This window comes from Sulfitobacter sediminilitoris (assembly GCF_010667575.1).
GTDB lineage: Bacteria > Pseudomonadota > Alphaproteobacteria > Rhodobacterales > Rhodobacteraceae > Sulfitobacter > Sulfitobacter sediminilitoris.
The window spans coordinates 249,425-273,013 of record NZ_JAABNT010000004.1 but is presented as its reverse complement, the minus strand read 5'-3'; the positions used below and the strand labels follow the sequence as shown (position 1 = coordinate 273,013).

Annotated in this window: 27 protein-coding genes; 17 read left to right on the top strand and 10 right to left on the bottom strand. The window is 59.2% G+C overall.

The genetic code is table 11. From position 1 onward, the window contains the following. Nucleotides 1-15 precede the first annotated feature (15 nt). The 5 genes from GV827_RS09135 (at nucleotide 16) to GV827_RS09115 (ending at nucleotide 4,122) form a co-directional block, all read left to right on the top strand. Nucleotides 16-1,722 carry an acyl-CoA dehydrogenase gene (locus GV827_RS09135; RefSeq protein WP_164353477.1) on the top strand — a complete coding sequence of 569 codons (1,707 nt, stop codon included), beginning with the start codon at nucleotides 16-18 and terminating at the stop codon, nucleotides 1,720-1,722. Next, nucleotides 1,722-2,774 (top strand): MBL fold metallo-hydrolase, encoded by a 1,053-nt coding sequence (locus tag GV827_RS09130; RefSeq protein ID WP_164353476.1) that lies wholly within the window; start codon nucleotides 1,722-1,724, stop codon nucleotides 2,772-2,774. The genes GV827_RS09135 and GV827_RS09130 overlap by 1 nt, the downstream gene beginning before the upstream one ends. Before the next feature lie 6 nt (nucleotides 2,775-2,780). Further along, nucleotides 2,781-3,254 carry a DUF6173 family protein gene (locus GV827_RS09125; RefSeq protein WP_164353475.1) on the top strand — a complete coding sequence of 158 codons (474 nt, stop codon included), beginning with the start codon at nucleotides 2,781-2,783 and terminating at the stop codon, nucleotides 3,252-3,254. Nucleotides 3,255-3,343: 89 nt separating this feature from the next. Continuing rightward, complete coding sequence (locus tag GV827_RS09120; RefSeq protein WP_164353474.1) at nucleotides 3,344-3,478, top strand: aa3-type cytochrome c oxidase subunit IV; 135 nt, start codon at nucleotides 3,344-3,346, stop codon at nucleotides 3,476-3,478. 35 nt (nucleotides 3,479-3,513) lie between these two features. Further along, nucleotides 3,514-4,122 (top strand): hypothetical protein, encoded by a 609-nt coding sequence (locus GV827_RS09115; protein ID WP_328823135.1) that lies wholly within the window; start codon nucleotides 3,514-3,516, stop codon nucleotides 4,120-4,122. On the opposite strand, the gene GV827_RS09110 is transcribed toward GV827_RS09115, so the two are convergent. Together GV827_RS09110 and GV827_RS09105 are read right to left on the bottom strand one after the other, a co-directional pair. Then, the gene (locus GV827_RS09110) at nucleotides 4,111-4,437 is read right to left on the bottom strand and encodes an AzlD domain-containing protein (RefSeq protein WP_164353473.1); all 327 of its coding nucleotides are present in this window, start codon (nucleotides 4,435-4,437) and stop codon (nucleotides 4,111-4,113) included. The two genes, GV827_RS09115 and GV827_RS09110, sit on opposite strands and share 12 nt — an antisense overlap. Continuing rightward, nucleotides 4,434-5,153 carry an AzlC family ABC transporter permease gene (locus GV827_RS09105; RefSeq protein ID WP_164353472.1) on the bottom strand — a complete coding sequence of 240 codons (720 nt, stop codon included), beginning with the start codon at nucleotides 5,151-5,153 and terminating at the stop codon, nucleotides 4,434-4,436. Before GV827_RS09105 ends, GV827_RS09110 begins: the two co-directional genes overlap by 4 nt. 47 nt (nucleotides 5,154-5,200) lie before the next feature. On the opposite strand from GV827_RS09105, the gene GV827_RS09100 reads away from it, so the two are divergent. From GV827_RS09100 to GV827_RS09085, 4 genes are read left to right on the top strand one after another with little or no spacing between them, the layout of a single operon-like run. Then, nucleotides 5,201-6,091, top strand: coding sequence for a formate dehydrogenase accessory sulfurtransferase FdhD (locus GV827_RS09100; RefSeq protein WP_164353555.1), 891 nt, complete (start codon nucleotides 5,201-5,203; stop codon nucleotides 6,089-6,091). Further along, nucleotides 6,088-6,690, top strand: a complete 603-nt coding sequence (gene mobA, locus GV827_RS09095; protein ID WP_164353471.1) for a molybdenum cofactor guanylyltransferase MobA — start codon at nucleotides 6,088-6,090, stop codon at nucleotides 6,688-6,690. Before GV827_RS09100 ends, mobA begins: the two co-directional genes overlap by 4 nt. Next, complete coding sequence (gene mobB, locus GV827_RS09090) at nucleotides 6,687-7,178, top strand: molybdopterin-guanine dinucleotide biosynthesis protein B (RefSeq protein ID WP_164353470.1); 492 nt, start codon at nucleotides 6,687-6,689, stop codon at nucleotides 7,176-7,178. The genes mobA and mobB overlap by 4 nt, the downstream gene beginning before the upstream one ends. Continuing rightward, nucleotides 7,175-9,235 (top strand): molybdopterin-binding protein, encoded by a 2,061-nt coding sequence (locus GV827_RS09085; protein ID WP_328823134.1) that lies wholly within the window; start codon nucleotides 7,175-7,177, stop codon nucleotides 9,233-9,235. Before mobB ends, GV827_RS09085 begins: the two co-directional genes overlap by 4 nt. A gap of 90 nt (nucleotides 9,236-9,325) precedes the next feature. On the opposite strand, the gene GV827_RS09080 is transcribed toward GV827_RS09085, so the two are convergent. The 3 genes from GV827_RS09080 to GV827_RS09070 form a co-directional block, all read right to left on the bottom strand. After that, complete coding sequence (locus GV827_RS09080; RefSeq protein WP_164353469.1) at nucleotides 9,326-10,384, bottom strand: hypothetical protein; 1,059 nt, start codon at nucleotides 10,382-10,384, stop codon at nucleotides 9,326-9,328. Between the two features lie 14 nt (nucleotides 10,385-10,398). Next, complete coding sequence (gene greA, locus GV827_RS09075) at nucleotides 10,399-10,869, bottom strand: transcription elongation factor GreA (RefSeq protein WP_164353468.1); 471 nt, start codon at nucleotides 10,867-10,869, stop codon at nucleotides 10,399-10,401. A 139-nt stretch (nucleotides 10,870-11,008) separates the two neighbouring features. Beyond that, nucleotides 11,009-11,389, bottom strand: coding sequence for a VOC family protein (locus tag GV827_RS09070; protein ID WP_164353467.1), 381 nt, complete (start codon nucleotides 11,387-11,389; stop codon nucleotides 11,009-11,011). Between the two features lie 85 nt (nucleotides 11,390-11,474). On the opposite strand from GV827_RS09070, the gene soxR reads away from it, so the two are divergent. The 5 genes from soxR to GV827_RS09045 all read left to right on the top strand — a co-directional run bounded on the left by soxR (nucleotide 11,475) and on the right by GV827_RS09045 (nucleotide 17,113). Continuing rightward, nucleotides 11,475-11,930 (top strand): redox-sensitive transcriptional activator SoxR, encoded by a 456-nt coding sequence (gene soxR / locus GV827_RS09065; protein WP_164353466.1) that lies wholly within the window; start codon nucleotides 11,475-11,477, stop codon nucleotides 11,928-11,930. Nucleotides 11,931-12,062: 132 nt separating this feature from the next. After that, the gene (locus GV827_RS09060) at nucleotides 12,063-12,701 is read left to right on the top strand and encodes a DUF998 domain-containing protein (protein ID WP_164353465.1); all 639 of its coding nucleotides are present in this window, start codon (nucleotides 12,063-12,065) and stop codon (nucleotides 12,699-12,701) included. An 84-nt stretch (nucleotides 12,702-12,785) separates the two neighbouring features. Then, entirely contained in the window at nucleotides 12,786-14,438 is a 1,653-nt protein-coding gene (locus tag GV827_RS09055; protein ID WP_164353464.1) for an electron transfer flavoprotein-ubiquinone oxidoreductase, read from the top strand. A 163-nt stretch (nucleotides 14,439-14,601) separates the two neighbouring features. Beyond that, the gene (locus GV827_RS09050; RefSeq protein ID WP_164353553.1) at nucleotides 14,602-16,317 is read left to right on the top strand and encodes a tetratricopeptide repeat protein; all 1,716 of its coding nucleotides are present in this window, start codon (nucleotides 14,602-14,604) and stop codon (nucleotides 16,315-16,317) included. Next, complete coding sequence (locus GV827_RS09045; RefSeq protein ID WP_164353463.1) at nucleotides 16,307-17,113, top strand: 4-(cytidine 5'-diphospho)-2-C-methyl-D-erythritol kinase; 807 nt, start codon at nucleotides 16,307-16,309, stop codon at nucleotides 17,111-17,113. Before GV827_RS09050 ends, GV827_RS09045 begins: the two co-directional genes overlap by 11 nt. Here the strand turns inward: GV827_RS09045 and GV827_RS09040 are convergent. Continuing rightward, nucleotides 17,106-18,104: a polyprenyl synthetase family protein gene (locus GV827_RS09040; protein WP_164353462.1), complete on the bottom strand. Its 999-nt coding sequence runs from the start codon at nucleotides 18,102-18,104 to the stop codon at nucleotides 17,106-17,108. The genes GV827_RS09045 and GV827_RS09040 overlap by 8 nt on opposite strands. A 69-nt stretch (nucleotides 18,105-18,173) precedes the next feature. Here GV827_RS09040 and GV827_RS09035 point away from each other — a divergent pair, with 69 nt between their 5' ends. From GV827_RS09035 to GV827_RS09025, 3 genes are all read left to right on the top strand, one after another. Then, entirely contained in the window at nucleotides 18,174-18,389 is a 216-nt protein-coding gene (locus GV827_RS09035) for a putative signal transducing protein (RefSeq protein ID WP_164353552.1), read from the top strand. Next, nucleotides 18,386-19,138, top strand: a complete 753-nt coding sequence (locus GV827_RS09030) for a tRNA1(Val) (adenine(37)-N6)-methyltransferase (RefSeq protein WP_328823133.1) — start codon at nucleotides 18,386-18,388, stop codon at nucleotides 19,136-19,138. The genes GV827_RS09035 and GV827_RS09030 overlap by 4 nt, the downstream gene beginning before the upstream one ends. A 109-nt stretch (nucleotides 19,139-19,247) precedes the next feature. Beyond that, nucleotides 19,248-19,412, top strand: a complete 165-nt coding sequence (locus GV827_RS09025; RefSeq protein ID WP_164353461.1) for a YdcH family protein — start codon at nucleotides 19,248-19,250, stop codon at nucleotides 19,410-19,412. Nucleotides 19,413-19,438: 26 nt separating this feature from the next. On the opposite strand, the gene yddG is transcribed toward GV827_RS09025, so the two are convergent. The 4 genes from yddG to GV827_RS09005 form a co-directional block, all read right to left on the bottom strand. Next, nucleotides 19,439-20,299, bottom strand: coding sequence for an aromatic amino acid exporter YddG (gene yddG, locus GV827_RS09020; RefSeq protein ID WP_164353460.1), 861 nt, complete (start codon nucleotides 20,297-20,299; stop codon nucleotides 19,439-19,441). Next, nucleotides 20,296-21,237 carry a transcriptional regulator GcvA gene (locus GV827_RS09015; RefSeq protein ID WP_164353459.1) on the bottom strand — a complete coding sequence of 314 codons (942 nt, stop codon included), beginning with the start codon at nucleotides 21,235-21,237 and terminating at the stop codon, nucleotides 20,296-20,298. Before GV827_RS09015 ends, yddG begins: the two co-directional genes overlap by 4 nt. Nucleotides 21,238-21,553: 316 nt before the next feature. Further along, on the bottom strand, nucleotides 21,554-22,276 hold the full coding sequence (gene phbB, locus GV827_RS09010) for an acetoacetyl-CoA reductase (RefSeq protein WP_164353458.1): 723 nt from the start codon (nucleotides 22,274-22,276) through the stop codon (nucleotides 21,554-21,556). A 77-nt stretch (nucleotides 22,277-22,353) separates the two neighbouring features. Then, entirely contained in the window at nucleotides 22,354-23,529 is a 1,176-nt protein-coding gene (locus GV827_RS09005; RefSeq protein ID WP_164353457.1) for an acetyl-CoA C-acetyltransferase, read from the bottom strand. Nucleotides 23,530-23,589: the final 60 nt, after the last annotated feature.

Below are 23,589 nucleotides of genomic sequence, written 5' to 3'. Positions count from 1 at the left end.
CACAGGAGACCCCGCATGCCTTACCGTGCTGCTGTTGATGAGTTTAGCTTCATGTTCGACCACCTTCTGGACGCGCCAGCGCTTCGGAAGACGGAGAAATTCGCAGAGGCCACAAGCGACGTCACGAACGCCATCCTGTCTGAGGCGGGCAAGCTCTGTGACGAAGTTCTGGCACCGCTGCAACGGGCGGGTGACCTGCATCCGGCACGGCTTGAGAATGGGGTGGTGCGCACGTCCCCCGGTTTTGACGAAGGGTGGAAGGCCATCGCGGAAGGTGGTTGGATCGGGATGTCGGCCGACCCCGAATACGGGGGCATGGGCCTGCCGATGATCCTGACGAGTGCGGTGAACGAGATGATGTCGGGAGCCTGCCTGTCGCTTCAGCTTGCGCCCCTGATGGGTCAGGGCCAGATCGAGGCGCTGGAGCACCACGCCAGCGACGAGATCAAGGCGCTTTACCTGCCCAAGCTGATCTCGGGCGAATGGACCGGCACCATGAACCTGACTGAGCCGCAGGCCGGTTCGGATGTCGGCGCCCTGAAGACCAAGGCGGAGGCGAACGGCGACGGCACCTACAACATCTCAGGGCAGAAGATCTACATCACCTGGGGCGATCATGACCTTGCGGAGAACGTCTGCCACCTTGTTCTGGCGCGTCTGCCAGATGCGCCTGAGGGGACGAAGGGCATCAGCCTGTTCATTGTTCCTAAATTCGTGCCGAACGAAGACGGTTCAGTCGGCCCGCGCAACGGCGTGACAACTGTGAGCCTTGAGCACAAGATGGGTATTCACGGCTCGCCTACTGCGGTGCTGCAATACGAAAACGCCAGGGGCTGGTTGATCGGCCCGGAGCAGGGAGGCATGGCCGCGATGTTCACGATGATGAACAACGCGCGTCTTGGCGTGGGTGGACAGGGCATCGGCGTGGCCGAGGCCGCGTTTCAGCACGCGATGGCCTATGCGCTGGAGCGCAAGCAGGGCAAGTCGATCCACGGGTTCACCATCGCCGCCCATGCGGATGTGCGGCGGATGCTGATGACGATGAAGGCGGATGTCTTTGCCGCGCGGGCGATCGCGCTTAGCTGTGCAATGGCCATCGATATGGAGGAAGCAACCGGTGATGCTGGCTGGGCGGCTCGCGCAGCCTTTTTCACCCCCATCGCCAAGGCTTTCGGCACTGAGGTTGGTATCCGCGTGGCTGATATCGGCATTCAGGTGCATGGTGGTATGGGTTTCGTCGAGGAGACGGGTGCCGCACAGTTCCTGCGCGATGTACGGGTCACTGCGATCTACGAGGGCACCAACGGCATTCAGGCAATGGACCTTGTCGCGCGCAAGATGATGGACGGCGGTGAAATGGCGTCGCGCATCTTGGACGAAATCGAAGAGGGCGCCGAGGCTGCCCGTGCTGATCTGCCCGAGATGGCTGAGGCAGTATGGCAAGCGAGCGAGACGCTGCGGGAAACGACCGACTGGCTTATCTCGCGGGACGATCTCACGGATCGCTTTGCGGGGGCGGTTCCCTATCTGAACTCCTTTGCCCGCGTGCTGGGCGCACATTTCCATCTGCAGGCCGCCATGGCTGACCAGGGTGGCCCGCGTGAGAAGCTGGCGCGGTTCTACGTGAACCGGCTGCTGCCGGAGCACGCGGCGCTACTGGAAACGGTGCGGATCGGTCAAGATGACCTTTACGCCATGGACCTAGACGAGTTGTCAGCCTGATGAATACTCAAGCACCAGCCGGTCTGCGCTATCCGTGGGAAACGCCGCCTGCCCATGGCAGCGAGGTCATCGAAGTGGCCGATGGCGTTCTGTGGCTGCGGATGCCGCTGCCGATGAAGCTCGATCATGTGAATATCTATGCGCTGGACGAAGGCGATAGCTGGACCATCATCGACACGGGATTTGCATCCAAGAAGTCCAAGGCGATCTGGGGGGAAGCCATTGCCGGTCCTTTGGGTGGCAAGCCTGTGAGCCGTGTCGTGGTCACGCACCACCATCCCGATCACGTCGGCTTGGCAGGCTGGTTTCAGACCGAACATGGTGCCGAACTGGTAACGACCCGAACCGCGTGGCTGACCGCGCGTATGCTGACGCTTGACGAACAGGAAGTGGCCCCGGCCGAGACGCTCAGCTTTTACCGTCAGTCCGGGATGGACAACGCGATCCTTGAAAAGCGCAGCACCGACCGCCCCTTCAATTTCGCCGACATCGTGTCTCCACTGCCGCTGGGCTATACCCGGATCAAGCAGGACGACACGATCAAGATGGGTGGCCGTACATGGGATATTCACATCGGTAACGGCCACGCCCCGGAACACGCGACGTTCTGGAGCAGGGATGACAATCTGGTGATCGCGGGCGATCAGATCCTCCCGTCGATCAGCCCCAACGTCGGTGTTTACCCGACCGAGCCCATGGCCGACCCCATCGGGGAATGGCTTGAGGCCTGCGAACGCCTTGCCCCGCTGGCGCGTGCGGATCATCTGGTGCTGGGTGGTCACAAGCTTCCCTTCACAGGTCTGCCCAAGCGGATGGAGCAGCTGATCGACAACCACCACGGCGCATTAAAGCGATTGTTGGGCTATATCGAGTCGCCCAAGGCAGCCTCGGAATGCTTTGCCCCGCTCTTCAAAAGAACAATAGGCGAGGCAGAATACGGGCTTGCTCTGGTTGAAGCGGTCGCGCATTTGAGCCACCTTTACCAAACAGGCGACGCCAGCCGCACGCTGCGCGAGACAGACGGCGCGTGGGTTTACCAGCGCAAGGGGTGATCGGACATGGACGACATGATCAAGACGGCGGCCGAAGCGATCGAGGCTGACGCTCTGCCGCGCATGTATGAGGCCCATTCTGATCCTGATCAGCGAAACGTGGTCCAGCAGGCGATCCCCAAGTGTGTCACTGACAAACCGGTCAGTCAGAAAAGCCCTGCCCAATGGGCGTATGAGCGCACGGTTCTTTACCTAAAGAACTTCGAAGAGCAGCTTGATAACGAGCATGAGGTCGCCATGGGCTTTGCAGGCGGCAACGCGGGCGTTTTGCGGATCGAAGGCATGGGATATTTTGATCCCGATATCGTGACCTTTTACGGATCAGATTCGGACGGTGCCCGCACGCAACTGGTGCAACACGTCAGCCAGCTCAGCGTCATTTTTCGCGCGCTGCCCAAAGCGGCCCCCGGCAAGGCCCCAAATCGCATTGGATTCAGGCTGGTTGAAGACCTTGAGAAAGCGCAGGGCGCGACATCCTGACCGGTAGGGTCGTCAAGTGGTTTGACCGCGTGACAGCGATGTGGAAATAAGATAATCAGCCGCAAACGACGCATTTGAGGGACAAAAAAATGGCCGATCACGAACATGGCAGCATGGACATCAAGACCCAGGAAAAGACCTTTGAAGGGTTCATGTCCTTCGTCACCAAGACCACTGTAGTGATTCTTGTTCTGCTGGTGCTGATGGCGCTCTTCATCCGCTGATCTTTAGGGCGGTCGTGACAAAAGGGGTGACCCCTGTGAAAAGACTGCTGGCACTGTTTGCTGCTCTGACCTTTGTTGCGGCCTGTTCGGTTGATAACAGCCCGGACAGTTCGCCCATAGCGGTGACAACAGCGGCCTATCGTGCGTCTGATCCACCAAGCATCACGCTCTTTACCATGATCAACAACCGTACGGGCGAGGGCGGGCACAGCGCGCTGATGGTGAACGCCTCGCAGCGGGTGATCTTTGACCCTGCCGGATCTTTCCGAGATGAACGCGTGGTTGAACGCGGTGATGTGCTATACGGGATCACGCCGGGTTGGCTGCAGGCCTACAAATCGGCCCATGCCCGATCCACATTCCACGTTGTCGCGCAGGAAATCCCCCTGACCAATGCGCAGGCTGAACAGGCGCTGCGTCTTGTTCAGGCCAACGGGTCTGTCGGCGGTGGGTTCTGTGCGCAATCTACCTCTTCGATCCTTGCCCAGATTGAGGGGTTGGAAAATACGCAGCGGACGTTCTTTCCGGTCAAGCTGATGGATCAGATCGCGAAACATCCCAACGTGATCACCACCAAGCTTTACGAAAACGATGACGGCGATATCGTCGCGGGCGTGCGCGCCGCTGTTCAGTCACAGGAATAAGTAAAGCATTCCATAAAGCGTGACGCCCCCGGCCAGCATCGCCGCCAATACGTTCTTTGTGATCAACCCCACTGACAAGGCCGCTGCAGCCGCGGCAAGGCGTGCCGGATCAGGTTCGCCACCTGTCGCTGCGGGCCAAAGGACTTGCGGGGCCACAAGCGCTGGCAGCACGGCAACCGCTGTGTAGCGCAGATGCCTGAGCAGCCATGCGGGCATGGGGCGATTGCCAACCAGGCCGGTAAAGACAAAACGCAGGAAAAAGCTGCCCAAACCCAGTCCAATGATCACGATCCATAGGGTTGTCCTGTCGATCATTGGCTCAGTTCCCTGCGCCGTTCCAGCCACAGCTCTGCCTGGGCACCTGCCACCATTCCCGCCACGCCTGCGATGATGATGCCAAGGGAAAACGGAACGCCGACGGCCAAAAGGCTCACCACCACGGCGACAAAGGCCGCAACGACATGGGCCAATGTGCGAAACATGGGTGCGATCATCGCCAGAAACGTGATGGGCAGCGCGAAATCGAGCGCCCAGCTGTCGGGGACCCGCGACCCCAACATCGCACCGACCACAGTGAAGATGTACCAAAGCGGGACGACCGGCGTGACAGCACCAAAGAAATACGCGATCCGCTGCGGCACCGTCATCTGCGGTTCTTTTTCAAACTGCGCGACGGAGACCATATAGGACTGGTCCACCGTCAAATAGGCGGCCAAGGCCCGCTGCCACAGCGGGGCTGACCCGATGTAGGGTGTCAGCGACGCCGAATACATCGCCATGCGCAGGTTCACCGCCAATGCCGAGGCAAGGACGATGATTGTCGGGGCATCCTCCTGCATCAGTTGCAGCGCTGTGAATTGCGCGGCCCCCGCAATGACAACCAAAGAGAACACGAGCGCTTCGATTACATTGAGTCCCGCCTCGACTGCCAGCAGCCCGAACAAGGTGGCAAATGGAATGATCACCAAAATGAACGGCAATCCGTCGACAACGCCCCGCAAATAGGCTGATTTCGGTGTGGTGGTGGCCATGGGAAATCCCTAGATTACGATGTACTCGTAACGGCATCGGCAGAGGGATACAATTGGCGCAGAACCTTGATATCGGCGATTACCTGATCGCACCTGAGCCAAGTGCGACGCGGCTGACGCGTGCGGTGCAGGGCGTTGACCACAATGGTGATGAAACAACCATCCGCGTCGTTGAAGAGCGCCCCTTGACGATTTTCCTGAACAAGCAGGAAATCGTAACAGCCATGACCATTGGCGATTATCCCGAATATCTCGCGCTCGGCTTTCTGCGCAACCAGCACATGGTGCGCGATGATGATGAGATCACGCGCGTCGATTACGACGAAGAGCTTGAGACAGTCGTCGTGCGCACCGCACGTAGCACCGACTATGAAGAAAAGATGCGCCGCAAGACCCGCACCAGTGGATGCGCCGTGGGAACCGTGTTTGGCGATATGATGGAAGGGCTTGGCGACGTCGTTCTGGCCGATACACCCGTACGCACCTCCTGGCTTTACGTGCTGTCCGCCAAGATCAATCGCACACCATCGCTTTATCTCGAGGCGGGCGCGATTCACGGCACGGTGCTTTGTCAGGGTGACCGCCCGCTTGTCTACATGGAAGACGTCGGGCGGCACAACGCGGTGGACAAGATCGCTGGCTGGATGCTGTCCGAAAAGGCAACTTCGGAAGATAAGATCCTTTATACCACGGGTCGCCTGACCTCTGAAATGGTGATCAAGACCGCGATGATGGGCATCCCGGTGCTGGCTTCCCGCTCCGGGTTCACCGCCTGGGGCGTGGAGATTGCCCAACAGGTCGGATTGACCTTGATCGGTCGCATGAAGGGGCAGCGGTTTGTCTGCCTCAGCGGTGAAGAACGGCTGATCCGCGACGCAGATCCGGCACAAGTCGCCGAGGAACCCAGACGGGCAGGCCGAAAGGGGTCGAAGACATGAAACAGCCGTACGGTGTGATCCTTGCGGGCGGATTGGCCACCCGCATGGGCGGGGGCGACAAGGGTATGCTGACGCTTGGCGGGCAAACGCTCTTGTCGCGCGTGATCGATCGGCTTGCCCCGCAAGTTGCGGGTCTGGCCCTGAACGCCAACGGGGATCCGTCGCGGTTTGCACAGTTTGAAATGCCCGTTATTGCCGACAGCATCGAAGGCTTTGCCGGGCCGCTTGCCGGTGTTCTCGCCGGGCTTGACTGGGTGGCCGCGCAAGGCGGGGAAACCCTTGTCACAGCCGCTGCCGACACCCCGTTTTTCCCTTGCGATCTGGTCCCGCAACTGCTGCTGAAAGGTGAAGGCATGGCGCACCCTCTGGTCCTTGCGGCGACCCCAGACCCCAAGCGCGGCACCGCGCGCCACCCGACATTTGGCCTCTGGCCGGTGGCGTTGCGCGATGATTTGCGCGCGGCCTTGAAGGGAGGGTTGCGCAAGGTGGTTCTGTGGACCGAAAAGCACGACGGGCGCGAGGCCCTGTTTCCCGATGAGGATGCGTTTTTTAACGTCAACACACCACAGGACCTGACCCGCGCGGAGACAATGCTATGAGGCTATACGGTATCGTCGGCTGGAAGAACGCGGGAAAGACCGGATTGATGGAGCGTCTGGTGACCGAAATCACGGGGCGCGGTTTCACCGTCTCGACCGTCAAGCACGCCCACCATACATTCGATGTGGATCACCCCGGCAAGGACAGTTTCCGGCACCGCGCCGCCGGGGCAAGCGAGGTTCTGCTGGCCTCGCGCAATCGTATCGCGTTGATGCAGGAATTGCGCGGCGCGGAGGAACCGGACCTGACGACGCTGCTGGCGCGACTGAGCCCCGTCGATCTTGTGCTGGTCGAAGGATACAAAAGAGACAGCCACCCCAAGGTCGAAGCGCATCGTGCCGAAACCGGTAATCCGCTGATCGCGCCTGACGATCTCACCGTGCGTGCCGTGGCAAGTGACGTGCCGCTGGATCTTGACCGCCCGGTCTTTGATTTGAACGACACCACCGCCGTCGCGGATTTCATCCTCGCAGAGGTCGGCCTGTGACGGCTTTCGACACAATCGTCATGGTCGATTGGTCGGGTGGCAATGACCGGGGTGCTGCCCCGAAAAAAGATGCAATCTGGGCCGGCGTAAATCGCGGCGGCGTTGCAGAAGACCCCGTTTATCTGCGCAACCGACAGGTCGCCGAAACCTGGCTGACCAACCTTTTGAGCCAGGAACGTGCCGCCGGTCGGCGCGTGCTGGCGGGCTTCGACTTCCCCTTTGGCTATCCTGCCGGGTTCGCCCGCGCGCTGACGGGATCGGATAACCCCATCGACCTTTGGCACTGGTTCGAAGAGCGTCTGGCTGACACTCCGACGGACAATAACCGGTTCGAATTGGCAGGGCAGATCAACTGCGCCGTCGGCCATGGACGGGGTCCATTTTGGTTCACGCCGCATGGCAAACAGGTTGAAGGGTTGCCCCCGAACAAGAAAGACTACGTCAACCCATTCTCCGAGAAACGCCAAAGCGAGACCTTGGCCAAGGGCGCATTCACCTGCTGGCAGATGGGCGGGGCAGGGGCCGTGGGGGGGCAGGTCTTCACCGGTCTGCCCGTACTTGCGCGGCTCAGACGCCAGTTTGCCGCCGCCGTATGGCCCTTTGATGAACTGAACCGGGATGTCGCTCTGGTTGAAATCTGGCCCTCGCTCACGGTCGGCGACCCTCCCGAAGGGATGATCAAGGACGCCTGGCAGGTTGCCGAGGTGGCGCGCCAGATCGCAGCGCTGCCGGTGGACCGGCTGGCAAGGATGCTTGACGTGCAAGCCTCTGAAGAGGGGTGGATATTTGGTCTGGGCTTCGAAGAGGAACTCACTGCGCCGCCCTTGCGCAACGACTGTTTTGCCTTGCCGCCCGGTGTGCACTGGACCCCGGTGGATGAGGCCCTTGCCATGCTCCGGGACCGTCTTGGCCCAGTGACACCCACAGCAAGCGTTTCGCTTGGTGATGCGCTGGATCATATCGCCGCAACGGATATCGTCGCCAAACGGGACAACCCGCCGCTCCCCAATACTGCCGTGGATGGTTATGGTTTCTCAGGGGGGCGCGCTGCGGGTGCGCACAGCCTGCCTTTGATTGAGGGCCGTGCTGCTGCGGGGGATGCGCCGGGTGCCGTGCCGGACGGGTTTGCCATCCGCGTGTTGACCGGAGCAGCGCTTCCCGACGGCGTTGATACAGTTGTCTTGCAAGAAGATGTTGTTCGCGACGGCGACAGCATTCGGTTCTCAGGACCCGTAAAACAGGGGGCAAACACCCGAAAAGCAGGCGAGGACGTGCGTGCAAGCGAGGTAATTGTCACTGCCGGACGCAGGCTGACCGCTGCCGATCTGGCGTTGCTGGCCGCCACGGGCGTAAGCGAGGTGACGGTGCGCAAAGCGCTGAAGGTCGGTGTGTTGTCCACGGGGGACGAACTGGTTGAACCGGGACAGACGGCAAATGATGGCCAGATTTTTGATGCCAACCGTCCGATGCTCTTGGGCCTGATCAGGCGCTTTGGACACGAGGCGATCGACCTTGGCCGTGCGCCCGATGACCGGGAGGCGCTGCGCAACCGGTTCGACGCGGCAAGTGCTGAGGTGGACGTGATCCTGACCAGCGGGGGCGCCTCTGCCGGGGATGAGGATCATGTGTCGGCCTTGTTGCAAGAGGCTGGGGCCATGTCACTCTGGCGCATCGCGATCAAGCCAGGAAGGCCCTTGGCACTGGGCCTCTGGCGGGGGGTGCCGGTGTTCGGCCTGCCCGGAAATCCGGTCGCAGCCATGGTTTGCACACTGGTTTTCGCACGCCCCGCGATGGGTGTGCTTGCCGGTGCAGGCTGGTCAGAGCCACAGGGTTTTGACGTGCCCGCCGCCTTTACCAAGCGCAAGAAAGCCGGACGCCGCGAGTATCTGCGGGCACGCATGCGCGATGGAAAGGCGGAAGTTTTTGCCTCTGAAGGCTCAGGGCGGATCAGCGGGCTCAGCTGGGCAGAAGGTCTGGTTGAATTGCCAGAGCCCGCAGCCGAGATTTCACCCGGCGATATGGTGCGCTTTATCCCTTACGGCAGTTTTGGCGTCTAGTTGCGATCCATCTGGGCGGGTCTGCACAGCGGTTCGTGCGCAGTTTCTCACGACAGGGTGAGTGCTGAATCGAGTTTCGAAACAAAGCTCTTAGTCAAAGGTTCCCGCACAGCGCCCCAGCAACATAAACGCCCGTGCTGTGCGCGTATCGGCCAGTGCTGAAATCTCGCTGTCTGTTGCGTTCTTTTCAAATTCCGCAAAGGTTTTGTCAAAGCGCCGCAGGAAATGATGTGCCGCATCACGGAAGATCGGGTCCTGCTTCATCCGCGCGTTGGTCAGCGCCAGAGAAGACCGGTCCCGAATTCCCCCAAGGGGCGCAATCGGCCGCCCCCGCGCACCTTGCGCAAAGTGCCGCCAGATTTCGGGGCGTGCCCGATCCGGGCGCAGGTCATCCATATAAATGCCATCCTGACTCATCAGCGTCAGCACGTCCTGCGCGGCCTGCACCAGTTGCGAAGTTGAACGGTCCCTGAGCGCCCGGCGCAACGCGGCAAATCCAATCTCATCCTCTGCCGTTTCAGGAAAATTCAGCGCCCGGATGAAATCTTCATTCGACAGCTGCGGCGCCAAATCGCTGGCCTGTGTGCCAAGGGCAAGGGTGGGCTGGTCGTCAACTGGCTGTTGTGTGGGCGCCACGACGGACCGCGCACCTTCTTCCCGGCGTGAATGAAAGGTCGCCAGCGCGGTCTCTGTTTTGCGCGCAGCGGCGGCAATCTCATCCAATTTTCGCGTTACCGAAGGCTCGGTCCGCAGATGGTGCCCCTGCTGCTGGCTGAGATAGGCTTGCCGTATGGCATCAATCGCCGCCTGCAGCCGCTGGCTTTCTTCGCGCATCACCCGGCTGGCCTTGGCGGCTGTGGCCGCGACCCAGATCATCGCCACGGGCATGAAGATTGCCAGCATGGTCATCAGGAAACGAAGGCTCTCTGCGCTGTCGCCTGCCGCGCTGTCATCGCGCAGGAGCAGAAAGAAAAAGACCGCTCCCAAAAGCCAGATGGCACTCAGGACAAGGGCGACGATCTCAATACTAGAGATCGTTTCAGGCTTGGGCCGGTCATAGATACCAAGCGAGGTTGGCCGGGTGGCCGCGCCAGCACCTTGCACGGAGGCGTCTTCGGTCTCTTGGGGTTGCTGCGATGTCTCAGCCATGGCCAATTCCCCGCTCAGGCATAGACGATCTTGAGTACCTCATAGGATTTGTCGCCCCCCGGTGTGCGGACTTCGACGGAATCGCCTTCTTCCTTGCCGATCAATGCCCGCGCGATGGGCGACTTGACATTCAAAAGCCCGTCTTCGATCTTGGCCTCGTATTCGCCAACGATCTGATAGGTCTTTTCCTCATCAGTGTCTTCATCCACCAGCGTGACTTTTGCACCAAACTTGATCGGCCCGGAAAGCTTTGCCGGATCAATCACTTCAGCCAGCGAAATAGCCCCTTCAAGTTCCTTGATACGGCCCTCAATGAACGACTGCTTTTCCTTGGCGGAGTGATATTCGGCGTTTTCCGACAGATCGCCATGCTCGCGCGCCTCGGCGATCGCCCTGATGATCGCGGGGCGTTCCTCGGATTTGAGGTGCTTTAGTTCCGTCTCGAGGGCGGTATGCCCTGCACGGGTCATTGGAATCTTTTCCATGGGCAATAGTCCACGTCATCTGGGCCGCGCACGCAACATGTTTGTGCGCAGCCGTTTTTCATATCAGGCTGACGGTTACCTGACCCAAAGTGGCGTGGAATTGCAAGAGGGGTTTGGACAGCCCGGCAAAGGCTGGCCGTCAGTCGTATTGCACAACTTCGTATTCAATTCCGTCCGTATCGTGGAAATAGAACCGGCGCCCCGGTTCATAATCGGCGTGGTTGCCCGTGACAAAGCCGTGATCCTTGATTGCCTTTTCTGTCGCGTCCAAATCATCCACCGTGACCGCGATGTGGTTCAATCCGCCCACCGTCGTATAGTTTGATCCTTCTGCCGCCATCGACTTTCCGGGCGTATACAACGCAAGATAATGGTCATCGCTGCCAACATGGATCGTATGTCCGCCCGCGATGGCATCGCCTTGCCAGCGAATATGCCAGCCAAAAAGCTTCTCCATCCAGGCGGCGGTGGCCCTTGGATCAGAGACAGTGAAGTTCACGTGTTCGAGTATCGCTGGCATGGCATTTCCTTTCTGTTGCAGTGCTTACTTTTTCGGTGTAATTCCTAAACCTAACTTTAGGTCAAGGTATTTTTTGGGATTTCTGATGCCACTGAACGACGGACTTTCCATTGGTGCGCTCGCGGACCGCACGGGTCTTGCCGTGTCTGCAATCCGCTATTACGAGGCGCAGGGGCTGATCAAACCCTGGCGCAACGCAGGTGGGCAACGGCGGTTTGAACGGGCGGACCTGCGGCGGCTGAGTTTTGTGATGATTGCCCAGCAGTTTGGCTTTACGCTGCCGCAGATCAAGGCAGAGCTGGATCGTTTGCCGGGGGGGCGTACTCCGACCAAGGCGGATTGGGCGATGATCAGCGAAGGCTTTCGCGATGCTTTGGACGAGCGGATAAACACCCTGACCAAGCTGCGCGATAATCTTGACGGTTGCATCGGCTGCGGTTGCCTCAGTCTTGAGGCATGTGCGCTTTATAATCCCACGGACCGGGCGGCCAAAAAAGGGCAGGGACCCCGCTATCTAATGGGGGACGCGCCGGGCGTCTGATTGAAAGCAGCTGGGAAACTTTCCGGGAAATTTCCGCTGGCATTTGGACCATTCAGGTTTTTCGCACGCTCCTCATTTGGAACATCAGTGCGCGTCGCGGGGTTGATCTGTAACCCAAGTAAAGGAAATCCCGTGACCCAGGCCAATCATCAGTACCTCGCCCCCGGCTTCATGCGCACCTTGGTATGGCTCACGATCATCGGGTCGATCGGTCTGGTTGGCGGAAACATCGTCGGATCGATCGTTGTGCCCAATCACGATTTCGTCGCTGATACGGTAAGCGATCTGGCCGCAGGTCGATATGAGATCATTCAGGATGTCTCTCTATATGGCTTTGCCGTGTCCCTGATTGCCCTCGGCCTTGCATCTTCTCACGTTCATAGCGGCGTGACCCGTTGGAGCCTTCTGACCTTCGCCCTTGTGCTGCTGGCTCTTTGCGTGGTGATCATTGGCGCACGGAACGAATATGGCGATGGCGACAACGAAGGCATCGTGATCCACATCTATATCGTTTACGCGCTGGGTATCCTGTTCACGGCTGTCTTTGCGTTGATGGCACTGGAAGGCGGGCGCATTGCTGGATTTCTAAGCACCGTGTCTTGGGGCTGCCTTGCCTTATGGTCTATCGCCGCGCCGATCTTTTTCATCCTTCCAACCGAGTGGGATGGCCTCTGGGAACGAGCTCTTGGGGTGATTACAGTGGTTTGGGCAATCACTTATGCGATCGCATTGCGGCAATTTGCACAGGCCAACCGCGACGATACGCGCTGATTTTCACCCAACGTCCCGATTGCATTGCACGCCTGCGTGGTTTAGCGAAATCCAAACCGTTTTTGTCCGGAGGAAAGCCCAGCCATGGCCGATATTGAACGCGAAGCAATGGAATATGATGTGGTGATTGTCGGCGCAGGCCCCGCAGGCCTGTCTGCTGCTATCCGCCTCAAGCAACTGGACGCTGATTGCAACGTCGTGGTGTTGGAAAAAGGCTCCGAAGTGGGCGCTCACATTCTGTCCGGTGCGGTGCTTGATCCCTGCGGCATCGACGCGCTGATGCCTGACTGGAGAGAAAAAGGTGCCCCGATCACGGTGCCGGTGAAAGAAGACAAGTTCTACATGCTGGGTGAGGCGGGGCAGCTGCGCGTGCCGAACTTCCCCATGCCGCCGCTGATGAACAACCACGGCAACTATATCGTTTCCATGGGCAACGTCTGCCGCTGGATGGCCGAACAGGCCGAGGAACTGGGGGTCGAGATTTTCCCAGGCATGGCGTGCTCTGAAATCGTTTACGGCGATAACGGCGAAGTCAAAGGCGTGGTGGCCGGTGAATTCGGCAAAAACCCTGATGGTTCAATCGGCGACAGCTATGAGCCGGGGATGGAGTTGCACGGCAAGTACGTCTTCCTGTCGGAAGGGGTGCGTGGATCGCTGTCCAAGCAGGTCATCGCGAAATACGAATTGGACAAGGGCAAGGAGCCGCAGAAATACGGCATCGGCATGAAAGAGATCTGGGAAATCGATCCTGCCAAGCACAAGGAAGGCTCTGTAACCCACACGATGGGCTGGCCACTGAACAAGAACGCTGGCGGCGGATCGTTCATCTATCACCTTGATAACAATCAGGTCTATGTGGGCTTCGTCGTCCACCTTGGCTACAAGAACCCGCATGTCTTCCCTTACATGGAATTCCAGCGTTTCAAGCATCATCCTATCGTCGCGGATCTGCTGGAAGGCGGTAAGCGCGTGGCTTACGGCGCGCGCGCGATCACCGAAGGCGGGTACCAGTCCATGCCCAAGATGGTGGCCCCCGGTGTGGCGCTGCTGGGCTGTTCGGTCGGGATGGTCAACGTGCCGCGCATCAAGGGCAACCACAACGCGATGCTGTCCGGCAAAGCGGCTGCCGAGGCTGCCTATGCTGCGATTCAGGCGGATCGTTCCGGCGATGAACTGACGGAGTATGAGAAGGAAGTGCGTGAAGGTGCCATCGGTGCTGACCTCAAAAAGGTGCGCAACGTCAAGCCGATGTGGTCCAAGTGGGGCCTCACCGCGTCGCTTGCCTTCGGCGGTTTCGACATGTGGTGCAACACGCTCTTTGGTGGCTCGATCTTTGGCACGATGCAGCATGGCAAGTCTGACGCCGACGCGACAGAGCCTGCCTCCAAGCATAAGGAAATCGATTACCCTAAGCCGGATGGCAAGCTGAGCTTTGACCGTCTGACCAACGTCGCTTTCTCTTTCACCAATCACGAGGAAAGCCAGCCGGCACACCTGACGCTAAAAGACCCCAGCATTCCGGTCAGCGTGAACCTGCCCAAATACGCAGGCCCTTCGGCGCGGTACTGTCCTGCAGGCGTTTATGAGTTCGTTCAGGAAGACGGCAAAGAGCCACGCTTTCAGATCAACTTTCAGAACTGCGTCCATTGCAAGACCTGCGACATCAAGGACCCCAGCCAGAACATCGTCTGGACCACGCCTCAAGGTGGCGACGGGCCGAATTACCCGAACATGTGATCGGTTGCGCAGACCAACCGAGATGAAGGCGGGGACTACCCCGCCTTTTTCTTGCGCGATATCCTGCGGACCGCGCTCACACATCTGTCATGCGATATGGCCGCCCATTGCGCTTGCCAACAGACCTGATAGCTTCTGACAAAAGCATATGAGGCAGTCCAAGATGCTCCGAAATGTCCTTACTGGTATGGCCGCACTTCTGTTAAGTGGTGCCTTCGTGCCCCCTGCCACCGCGCAATCTGTTGCCGGTTCCTACCTTGCTGGGCGCAACGCTGCCGTAAACAGCGACTACGCCCAAGCGGCCCGGTATTACTCGGATGCGCTGGCACGTGATCCGGGCAATGTGGAACTGATGGAAAGCACGGTTCTGGCGCAGTTGTCGCTGGGCAACGTGGCCAAGGCCGCCCCGCTGGCACGATTACTTGAGCAAAAAAACCAAAGCTCTCAGGTCGCGCGCATGGTGATCACCGCCGATCTGGCCAAACAGGAAGATTACAAGGCTCTGGTTGAACGCGAACCTGACACAAGTGGCATTGGCCCTTGGGTGGATGGTTTGGTCAAGGCCTGGGCCCATGTCGGGGCGGGTGATGTCACCTCTGCAATGACTGCTTTTGATACCCTGAGCCAAGAAGCCGGCATGCAGGGTTTTGTGATGTATCACAAAGCCTTGGCACTGGCGAGCGTGGGCGACTTTGAAGGTGCCGAGGCGATTTTCTCTCAGGCCGGCGCAGGTGCCGCAGGTCAAACGCGGCGCGGGGTTCTGGCCCATGCCGAGATACTTGCGCAATTGGACCGATACGAAGACGCGCTTGCCGTGGTGCGCGCCAGCTTTGGTGAGGCTACGGATCCGGAACTGGACCAGCTGATTGCACGCCTCGAAGCAAAGGAGGCGAAGCCGTTCACGCACGTGCGCGGTGCGCAGGCTGGCATCGCCGAAGTGTTCTTTACGTTTGCCGCTGTCCTGAAGTCAGAGGCGGCAGGCGACTATTACGTGCTGCTCTATTCCCGCATCGCCCGCTATCTGCGCCCTGATCACGTAGATGCCTTGTTGCTGACAGCCGATCTGCTCGAAAGCCTCGGCCAATATGACCTGGCCATTCTTGAATATAAGGATGTGGCGGCTGACGACCCGGCGTTTCATGTCTCTGAATTGGGCCGCGCGGATGCGCTGCGGCGCTCTGGAAAAGAAGGTCAGGCCGTCGAAGTGCTTGAAAACCTGACCCGGACCCATGGTGATCTGGCCGTGGTGCATTCCACGCTGGGCGATGTGCTGCGCGCACAGGGTGATTACAAAGGTGCGATCGCCGCATATGACCGCGCGATTGAGCTTGCCGCTGAAACCGCGCCAGTCCGTTGGGTGCTTTATTACTCTCGTGGCATTGCACACGAACGCTCAGGCAACGACGAGGCTATGGAAGCCGATTTTCGTGCAGCTTTGAAGCTGAACCCCGAACAGCCACAGGTCCTGAACTATCTGGGCTATTCGATGGTCGAACAGAAGCGCAATCTGGATGAGGCGCTGGACATGATCGAACGCGCTGTCGCGGCAAGCCCTGACAGCGGCTATATTGTGGATTCGCTGGGGTGGGCCTTCTACCGCCTTGGCCGCTACGAGGAAGCGGTCGTGCAAATGGAACGTGCCGTGGAATTGCTGGCGGTCGATCCCGTGGTCAACGACCACCTTGGTGACGTGTATTGGGCCGTAGGCCGTCACCGCGAGGCAGAGTTTCAGTGGAGCCGTGCCCTGTCGTTCATCGAAGAGGATGATAATGACAGCGAAGCAAACCCGGTCCGCATCCGCCGCAAGCTCCAGATCGGTCTGGACAAGGTGCTGGAACAAGAGGGCGCGCCACCCTTGAAGGTCGCCAATGACATCTGAGGGCTTTGCCCCGGCCAAGATCAATCTGACCCTGCATGTGACAGGCCGGCGCGACGATGGTTATCATCTGCTAGACTCGTTTGTGATGTTTGCAGATATCGGTGACCGGCTGTGGTTCGAACCTGATGCGCAGCTTTCGCTGACGGTTACCGGCCCCTTTGCAGAGGGTGTCCCCACGGATAGACGTAACCTGATCTGGCAGGCCGCCGAAATGGCAGGGCAGACTGCGCATATCACTGTTGAAAAGAATCTGCCCCACGGGGCCGGGATCGGCGGCGGATCGTCGGATGCGGCATCCGTCTTGCGCCATTACGGGGTCAGCGCAGGCGCCTCGCGCTTGGGCGCGGATGTGCCTGTGTGTCTTGCATCTTCGGCCCAGCGGATGCAGGGGATCGGGGATATCCTTGCCCCGGTTAATGGACTACCCGATCTTTTCGCCGTGCTAGTGAACCCAAGGATTCATGTTCCCACGCCGGAGGTTTTCAAGGCATTGCAAAGCCGTGATAACGCTCCGATGCCTCTCGACCTGCCTCATTTCTCCACTACTCAGACCTTTATTGACTGGCTGGCAACCCAACGGAACGACTTGCAGGATCCCGCCATCGCCCGCGCCTCTCCAATCTCTGATGCGATAGACGCACTGCACGCCTGTCCGCACACACTTATGGCCCGCATGTCCGGCTCCGGCGCGACCTGTTTCGGATTGTGTGAAACACTTGAGCAGGCTCAGTCTGCAGCTTCCATACTTGCCGCCGATCATCCCGACTGGTGGGTACAGCCTTGCCGACTTAGCTGATCCGGCTGACCACGTAGTCCGCAAGATCAAGCAGCATGTCTTTGACGTCGTGCTGGGGCAATAAGTCAATCGCGATCTTGGCCTTGGCCGCCCAACTAAGTGCATCCGCTTGTGTCGCACTCAAGGTGCCATGCTTTCGCATCAGACCCAGTGCATGATCCAAATCTCCGTCTTCCTGACGGCCCTTTTCAATCGTCCGCACCCAGAATGTGCGTTCTTCGGCGTCTGCCTTCGCCACCGCCTTGATCACCGGCAACGTCAGTTTCCGCTCACGGAAATCATCGCCGACATTCTTGCCGGTGGTCCCGGTTTCGCCCTGATAATCCAGCAGATCATCGACGATCTGAAACGCAATTCCCAAGGCATCGCCATAGTCAAATAACGCCTGCACCTGCGCATCGTCTGCATCTGCGATCACCCCGCCAACTTCAGTCGCGGCAGAGAAAAGCGCAGCCGTTTTGCCCCGGATCACCTGCAGATATACGCTCTCATCGGTTGCAAGATTCTGTGCCGCTGTGAGCTGCAACACCTCACCTTCGGCAATGGTCGCCGCCGCATTTGACAGGATGCGCATCACCCGCATTGATCCAGGTTCGGTCATCAACTGGAAAGACCGAGCGAACAGATAATCACCCACCAGCACCGAAGACTGATTGTCCCACAACAGATTTGCCGTGGGCCGCCCCCGTCGCTGCTGGCTTTCGTCCACGACGTCATCATGCAGCAGCGTGGCAGTGTGAATAAACTCAACCGTCGCGGCCAGATGCACATGGTAAGGCCCGTCATAGCCGCACATCCGCGCAGCGGCCAATGTCAGCAGGGGGCGCAAGCGCTTGCCGCCTGCCTCAACCAGATGCGCCGTGACCTCTGGAATGCGTGGCGCGTGTTCCGAGGCCATCCGCTCGCGAATTAGGGTGCCGACCCTCTCCATATCTTCCGCCAGATAGGCGGCCAGCCTGTCATGTGGTTTCATGATTGTTTCGATGTTCATCGACTCGACCTTATTCTTCGCCCGCTAATGAGGCTCGACAATCTGGCGGAACTGGCCCACACCACTGATATGAAGGAACTTTTGCGCACCACGGACATGACCGTCATTGCCTTTGCACAGGCCCTCCTTGAGGGTGAGGATATAGACTGCTTCGAGATGGACGTAAACATGAGCGTCCTTGAAGGGGGCATCGGGATTTTCCCGCGCCGTCTGATGGTGCACCCCGATGACCATGCCGCTGCCGAACGGGTTTTGCGCGACAACAACATAGAACTGGGGATGTGAGCGGGCAGGCGGAAACCGACCTGACGCATGATGCGTTTCTGGGTGGGCGCCTGCGCCTGTGGCAACCCCGTCAGGGGTACCGTGCGGGGATGGATGCGGTTCTGCTAAGTGCTTCAGTTCCTGCGAATAAAGGTGAGCGTGTCCTTGAGCTTGGCTGCGGTGTCGGCACGGCGATCTTATGTCTTGGGACGCGCGTTGAGGGTGTTGATTTAACCGGGGTCGAACGGGATGCAGCGTTTGCCGCGCTCGCCCGGCGCAACGGCGGGGCTAGGCTGGAGGTGGTCGAAACGGACCTGACGGATATGCCGTTGCATTTGCGTCAGCGACAATTTGACCACGTTCTGGCCAATCCTCCGTACTATGATCGTGGCGCTTCTGTCGCGTCGGATGATCCCGCCCGCGAGGCAGCACACGGAGCAGAAACCTCGCTTGAAAAATGGGTCCGCATCGCGGCCAAGCGCCTTGCGCCCAAGGGGATGGCCCATTTCATTCACCGTGTGGAAAGCTTGCCAGATATTATCCGTGCACTCCCGCATGAAATGGGGTCGATCGAGGTGCTGCCGCTCACAGCGCGCGCTACCCGCGCTCCGGAACGGATCATCCTGCGTGCACGCAAGAACGGGCGGGGCGCGTTTCGCCTGCACCCACCGTTGATTTTGCACCAAGGCGACAGCCATCAGCAAGATGGTGACAGCTATGTCCCGGCGATTTCGGCAGTCTTGCGCGACGGTGCTGCGCTGCAATTCTAGGCGGCGTTAAGCAATCCTTTACTAGTTTAGAGGGTATGCTGCAGGGCGGCGTGACACAAACGCTGAACTGTGATCCACTCAAGATCTACATCCATTGAAGGAGGAATACATGGCTCTCACTGCACATCTGGAGACCCTCAAGCGCAAGCACCAAGAGATGAGCGAAGCGGTTGAACACGCCCAACGGTCACCCGGGGTTGATGATCTGGAAGTTGCAACGATGAAGAAAGAAAAACTGCGTTTGAAAGAGGAGATCACGCGGCTTTCTAGTTAGCCTCAACGTAGGGGAGTTGCCCCCGTTTAGCGAAGGCTGGCGCGTGCTGCAGCCACAGCACCGCCAGTGATCAAGATCGCCGCCCAAAGCAGCGTATAGCTTGGGGCGGCTACTCCTGCTCCGACCAACACAAGCGTAGACAACAGCGGCGCCGCGTAAGAGCTGGTACCCAAAAGCTGAATGTCACCCTGCTTGACCCCAATATCCCAAACGAAAAACGCCAGACCCACAGGGCCCAGCCCCAGCCCGGCGACAGAAGCCCATGCAAGCGCGCTTTGCGGCCAGACGGTTTGCTCGAACATAAGATGCAGGGGTAGCGAAAGCGCTGCAGTCGCAAGGCAAAACACTGCCACGGTCGCCGTAGGCGCGGTCCCCACCAGCCGCGACAGCACCGAATAGCTCGACCAGGTCAGCGCACATAGAAACGCCAGTCCATAGCCCAAGGCGTACTGGGGCGAGAACCCGTCGCTTCCGCCCATAATGATCAGTGCGGCGCCGGAAAATCCAATCAATGCTCCAATCAGATGACCGGCGCGCAGCCGTTCTCCGGGGAGCAGGCCCGAGAGCACGACGATGAGCAATGGCCAGAGATAGGCAATCAATCCCGCCTCTGCCGCTGGCGCCAACCTGAGCGCTGAAAAGTACAGCGCGTGATACCCAAAAAGGCCGAGGGTGCCGAAAACATAAACTTTCAAAGGGATTTTACGCAGATTTGGCAACGCTCCGGTCCGCGCTGCCCAGATCAGACCAAGTGTGCCCCCCAAGGCAAAGCAAAGCGTGTTCAGCAATAAAGGCGGTGTCGGGGCTGACCCGACAGTGAAAAGCGCCAGGAGCGCCCATAGCAGCACTGCAACAAATCCGGTGGCAGTAGCGCGGCTGCGGCTCATTTCTTGATCGGTCTTTCAAGCATCTCAAAGCTCTCGGCGATATGCGCCGTCTTGTCAATTTCGCGGAGCATCCAATTCTTGAATGCCTCGATCTGTAGCCGTGTCTCGGCCCCTTCGGGACACAGGAACCGGAAACGTGCGCCAGTGCTTAGTACCTTGCCATAGGGGGCAACCAGCCGCCCTTCGGCCAAATCCTTGATGACCAGTGCCCGCCGCCCCAAAGCCACACCAGTCCCGGCAAGAACGGCGTCAAGCGCGTGGTCCGCCTGTGAGAACCTCGGCCCCGTGGGTACCAAAGGCGCAATTCCCATTGCCTCCGACCATGCCTCCCAATCTGCGGGTGGGTCCAGAAACGCAACAGAATCGTCGATGATTAACACGGCTTCACGCAGGCTTTCCGGCGTGGGATATCGCTCTGCCATCTCCGGCAACATGACGGGCGTCACCCATTCTTCGGCCAGAGGCAGTGAATAAAGCCCGGGATCAGGGCCATAGCCAAACCGAATTGCCACGTCGATATCATCGCGCGCGAAATCCATGGCCCGCAGCGTTGCTGAAAAACGCAGCTCTATCTCAGGGTGTTCATGGGCAAACTGAAACAGGCGCGGGGCCAGCCATTTTGCTGTGAACGCAGGCCCCGCAGTCACGGTGAGTGACTGATGATCCTGCATGCGCTGCGCCGCGCGCCAGCCGTTCGTCAACATCTCGAACGCAGCCTTTGCATCCGGTGCCAGCGCATGGCCGGCATCTGTCAGTTCGACCGCACGGTTCAGTCGCCGAAACAACGGCGCGCCCAGATGCTCTTCAAGGGATTTGATCTGAAAGCTGAGCGCGGCAGGGGTGACGTTCAATTCCTCCGCCGCCTTGGCAAAGGACATATGCCGGGCAGCAGCGTCAAATGCCCGCAGAGCCGTGAGAGGGGGAAGTGATGTCGCCATGTTCGATTAAGTATAACTTAACTGAAGGTTTGAAAAGTCTCGTTTGTCAGCTTTGATTCAAAGGCCCATATTTGTCTCAAGACAGAAGCACTAAAGCCACACTGAAAAAGGATCAAAGCCATGACCGAAGCCACAACAAACCGCACCACCCGCAACGCAATGCTGAACGCGCACGAAGAACGCGCCGCCGCTATGAAAGCCGCATGGGCGTGGTTGCGCGGTTCGACTTCCAGCTGAAAGACTGCAGCTTTCTTACGGCATAAAGAAAGGGCGGCTCGATTGAGCCGCCCTTTGTTGTTTCAAAAAGAACAATCGATCAGACGAAGAACTGCGCACCGTTGGCCGAGATGGTCGAGCCATTAATAAAGCCCGCGTCATCGGCGACCAGGAACTTGACCGCACGTGCGATTTCCTCTGGCTCCCCCAGACGCCCGGCTGGGATCTGCGCGATGATGCTCTCACGTACTTTCTCAGGCACTGCCATCACCATGTCCGTCGCGATGTAGCCGGGACAGATGGCGTTTGCAGTAATGTTGGCGCGCGCGCCTTCCTGCGCCAAAGACTTTACGATACCCAGATCACCCGCCTTGGTCGCGGCATAGTTCACCTGTGCGAACTGGCCTTTCTGACCATTGATCGAGGAGATAACAACGATACGGCCGAACTTGCGCTCGCGCATGCCGGGCCAGACAGGGTGGATGGTGTTGAATACGCCGGTGAGGTTGGTGTCGATCACCTCGTGCCACTGCTCTGGCGTCATCTTGTGGAAAGGTGCGTCACGGGTGATGCCCGCATTGGCCACGACAATCTCGATGGGGCCAAGGTCTGCCTCGACCTTTGCGATACCCTCCTTGGAGGAATCGTAGTCAGCTACGTTCCATTTGTAGGTCTTGATGCCTGTCTCTTCGGTGAACTTTGCCGCGGCTTCGTCATTGCCGGCGTAGGTTGCCGCAACGGTATAGCCTGCTTCTTTGAGTTCTTTGGAAATGGCGGCACCGATGCCTCGGCTGCCTCCGGTAACAAGTGCGACGCGGGACATGATATCCTCCTATCCTTCAGGTAATTTTTGGTCGTATTCGAATCTGGGTGCGCAATATTCTTGCGCGCCCGATCTCTTTAGGGGCGCTCAAGGCACATGGCAACACCCATGCCGCCACCAATACACAGTGTCGCAAGACCCTTCTTGGCGCCACGGCGCTGCATTTCGAACAGGAGCGTGTTCAGGATGCGCGCACCCGATGCGCCGATAGGGTGACCGATGGCGATGGCGCCGCCGTTCACGTTCACGATTGCCGGATCCCAACCCATGTCCTTGTTCACTGCACAGGCCTGCGCGGCAAAGGCTTCGTTGGCCTCGACCAGATCAAGGTCTTCGGCCCTCCAGCCTGCCTTCTCAAGCGCTTTTCGCGATGCATAGATCGGGCCCACGCCCATGATCGACGGATCCAGACCAGCGGTTGCGTAGGACGCGATGCGGGCCAGCGGCTCAATGCCGCGCTTTTCGGCTTCATCCGCGCTCATCAGCAGGGCACCGGCGGCACCGTCATTCAGGCCAGACGCATTCGCGGCGGTGACAGAGCCGTCCTTGGTGAATGCGGGACGCAGTTTCTGCATCGCTTCCATGGTTGCCCCGTGACGGATGTATTCGTCCTGATCGACAATGGTGTCGCCCTTGCGGCCGGGTACCGTGTAGGCAACGATCTCGTCTGCAAACTTGCCCGCCTTCTGCGCGGCTTCGGCTTTGTTCTGGGATGCGACAGCGAATTCGTCCTGCTGGTCGCGGCTGATCTGCCACTTTTCGGCAACGTTTTCAGCGGTTTGACCCATGTGATAGCCGTTGAAGGCATCCCACAGACCGTCCTTGATCATCGTATCGATCAGCTTCATGTCGCCCATCTTTTGTCCGGCGCGCATGGCTTGGGCGTGGGGGGACATCGTCATGTTTTCCTGACCGCCAGCAGCCACGATGTTCGCATCGCCCAGCTGAATGTGCTGTGCGCCCAATGCGACGGCACGCAGACCAGAGCCGCAAACCTGGTTGATGGACCAGGCAGCAGACTCTTGTGGCAGACCGGCGTTGATATGCGCTTGACGTGCAGGGTTCTGGCCCTGAGCGGCTGTCAGTACCTGACCGAGGATCGTCTCGGACACCTCGGAGGCGTCCACACCCGCACGGGCGATGATTTCCTTGAGAACGGCAGCACCCAGATCATGGGCGGGTGTGTTGGCGAATGAGCCTCCGAAGCTGCCGACTGCTGTACGTGCGGCGGATGCGATGACGACGTTGGTCATAAGGGGACAATCCTCTTGCTGGTGGCAAGGGATGATGTGACGCCTATGCCTCCACGCACA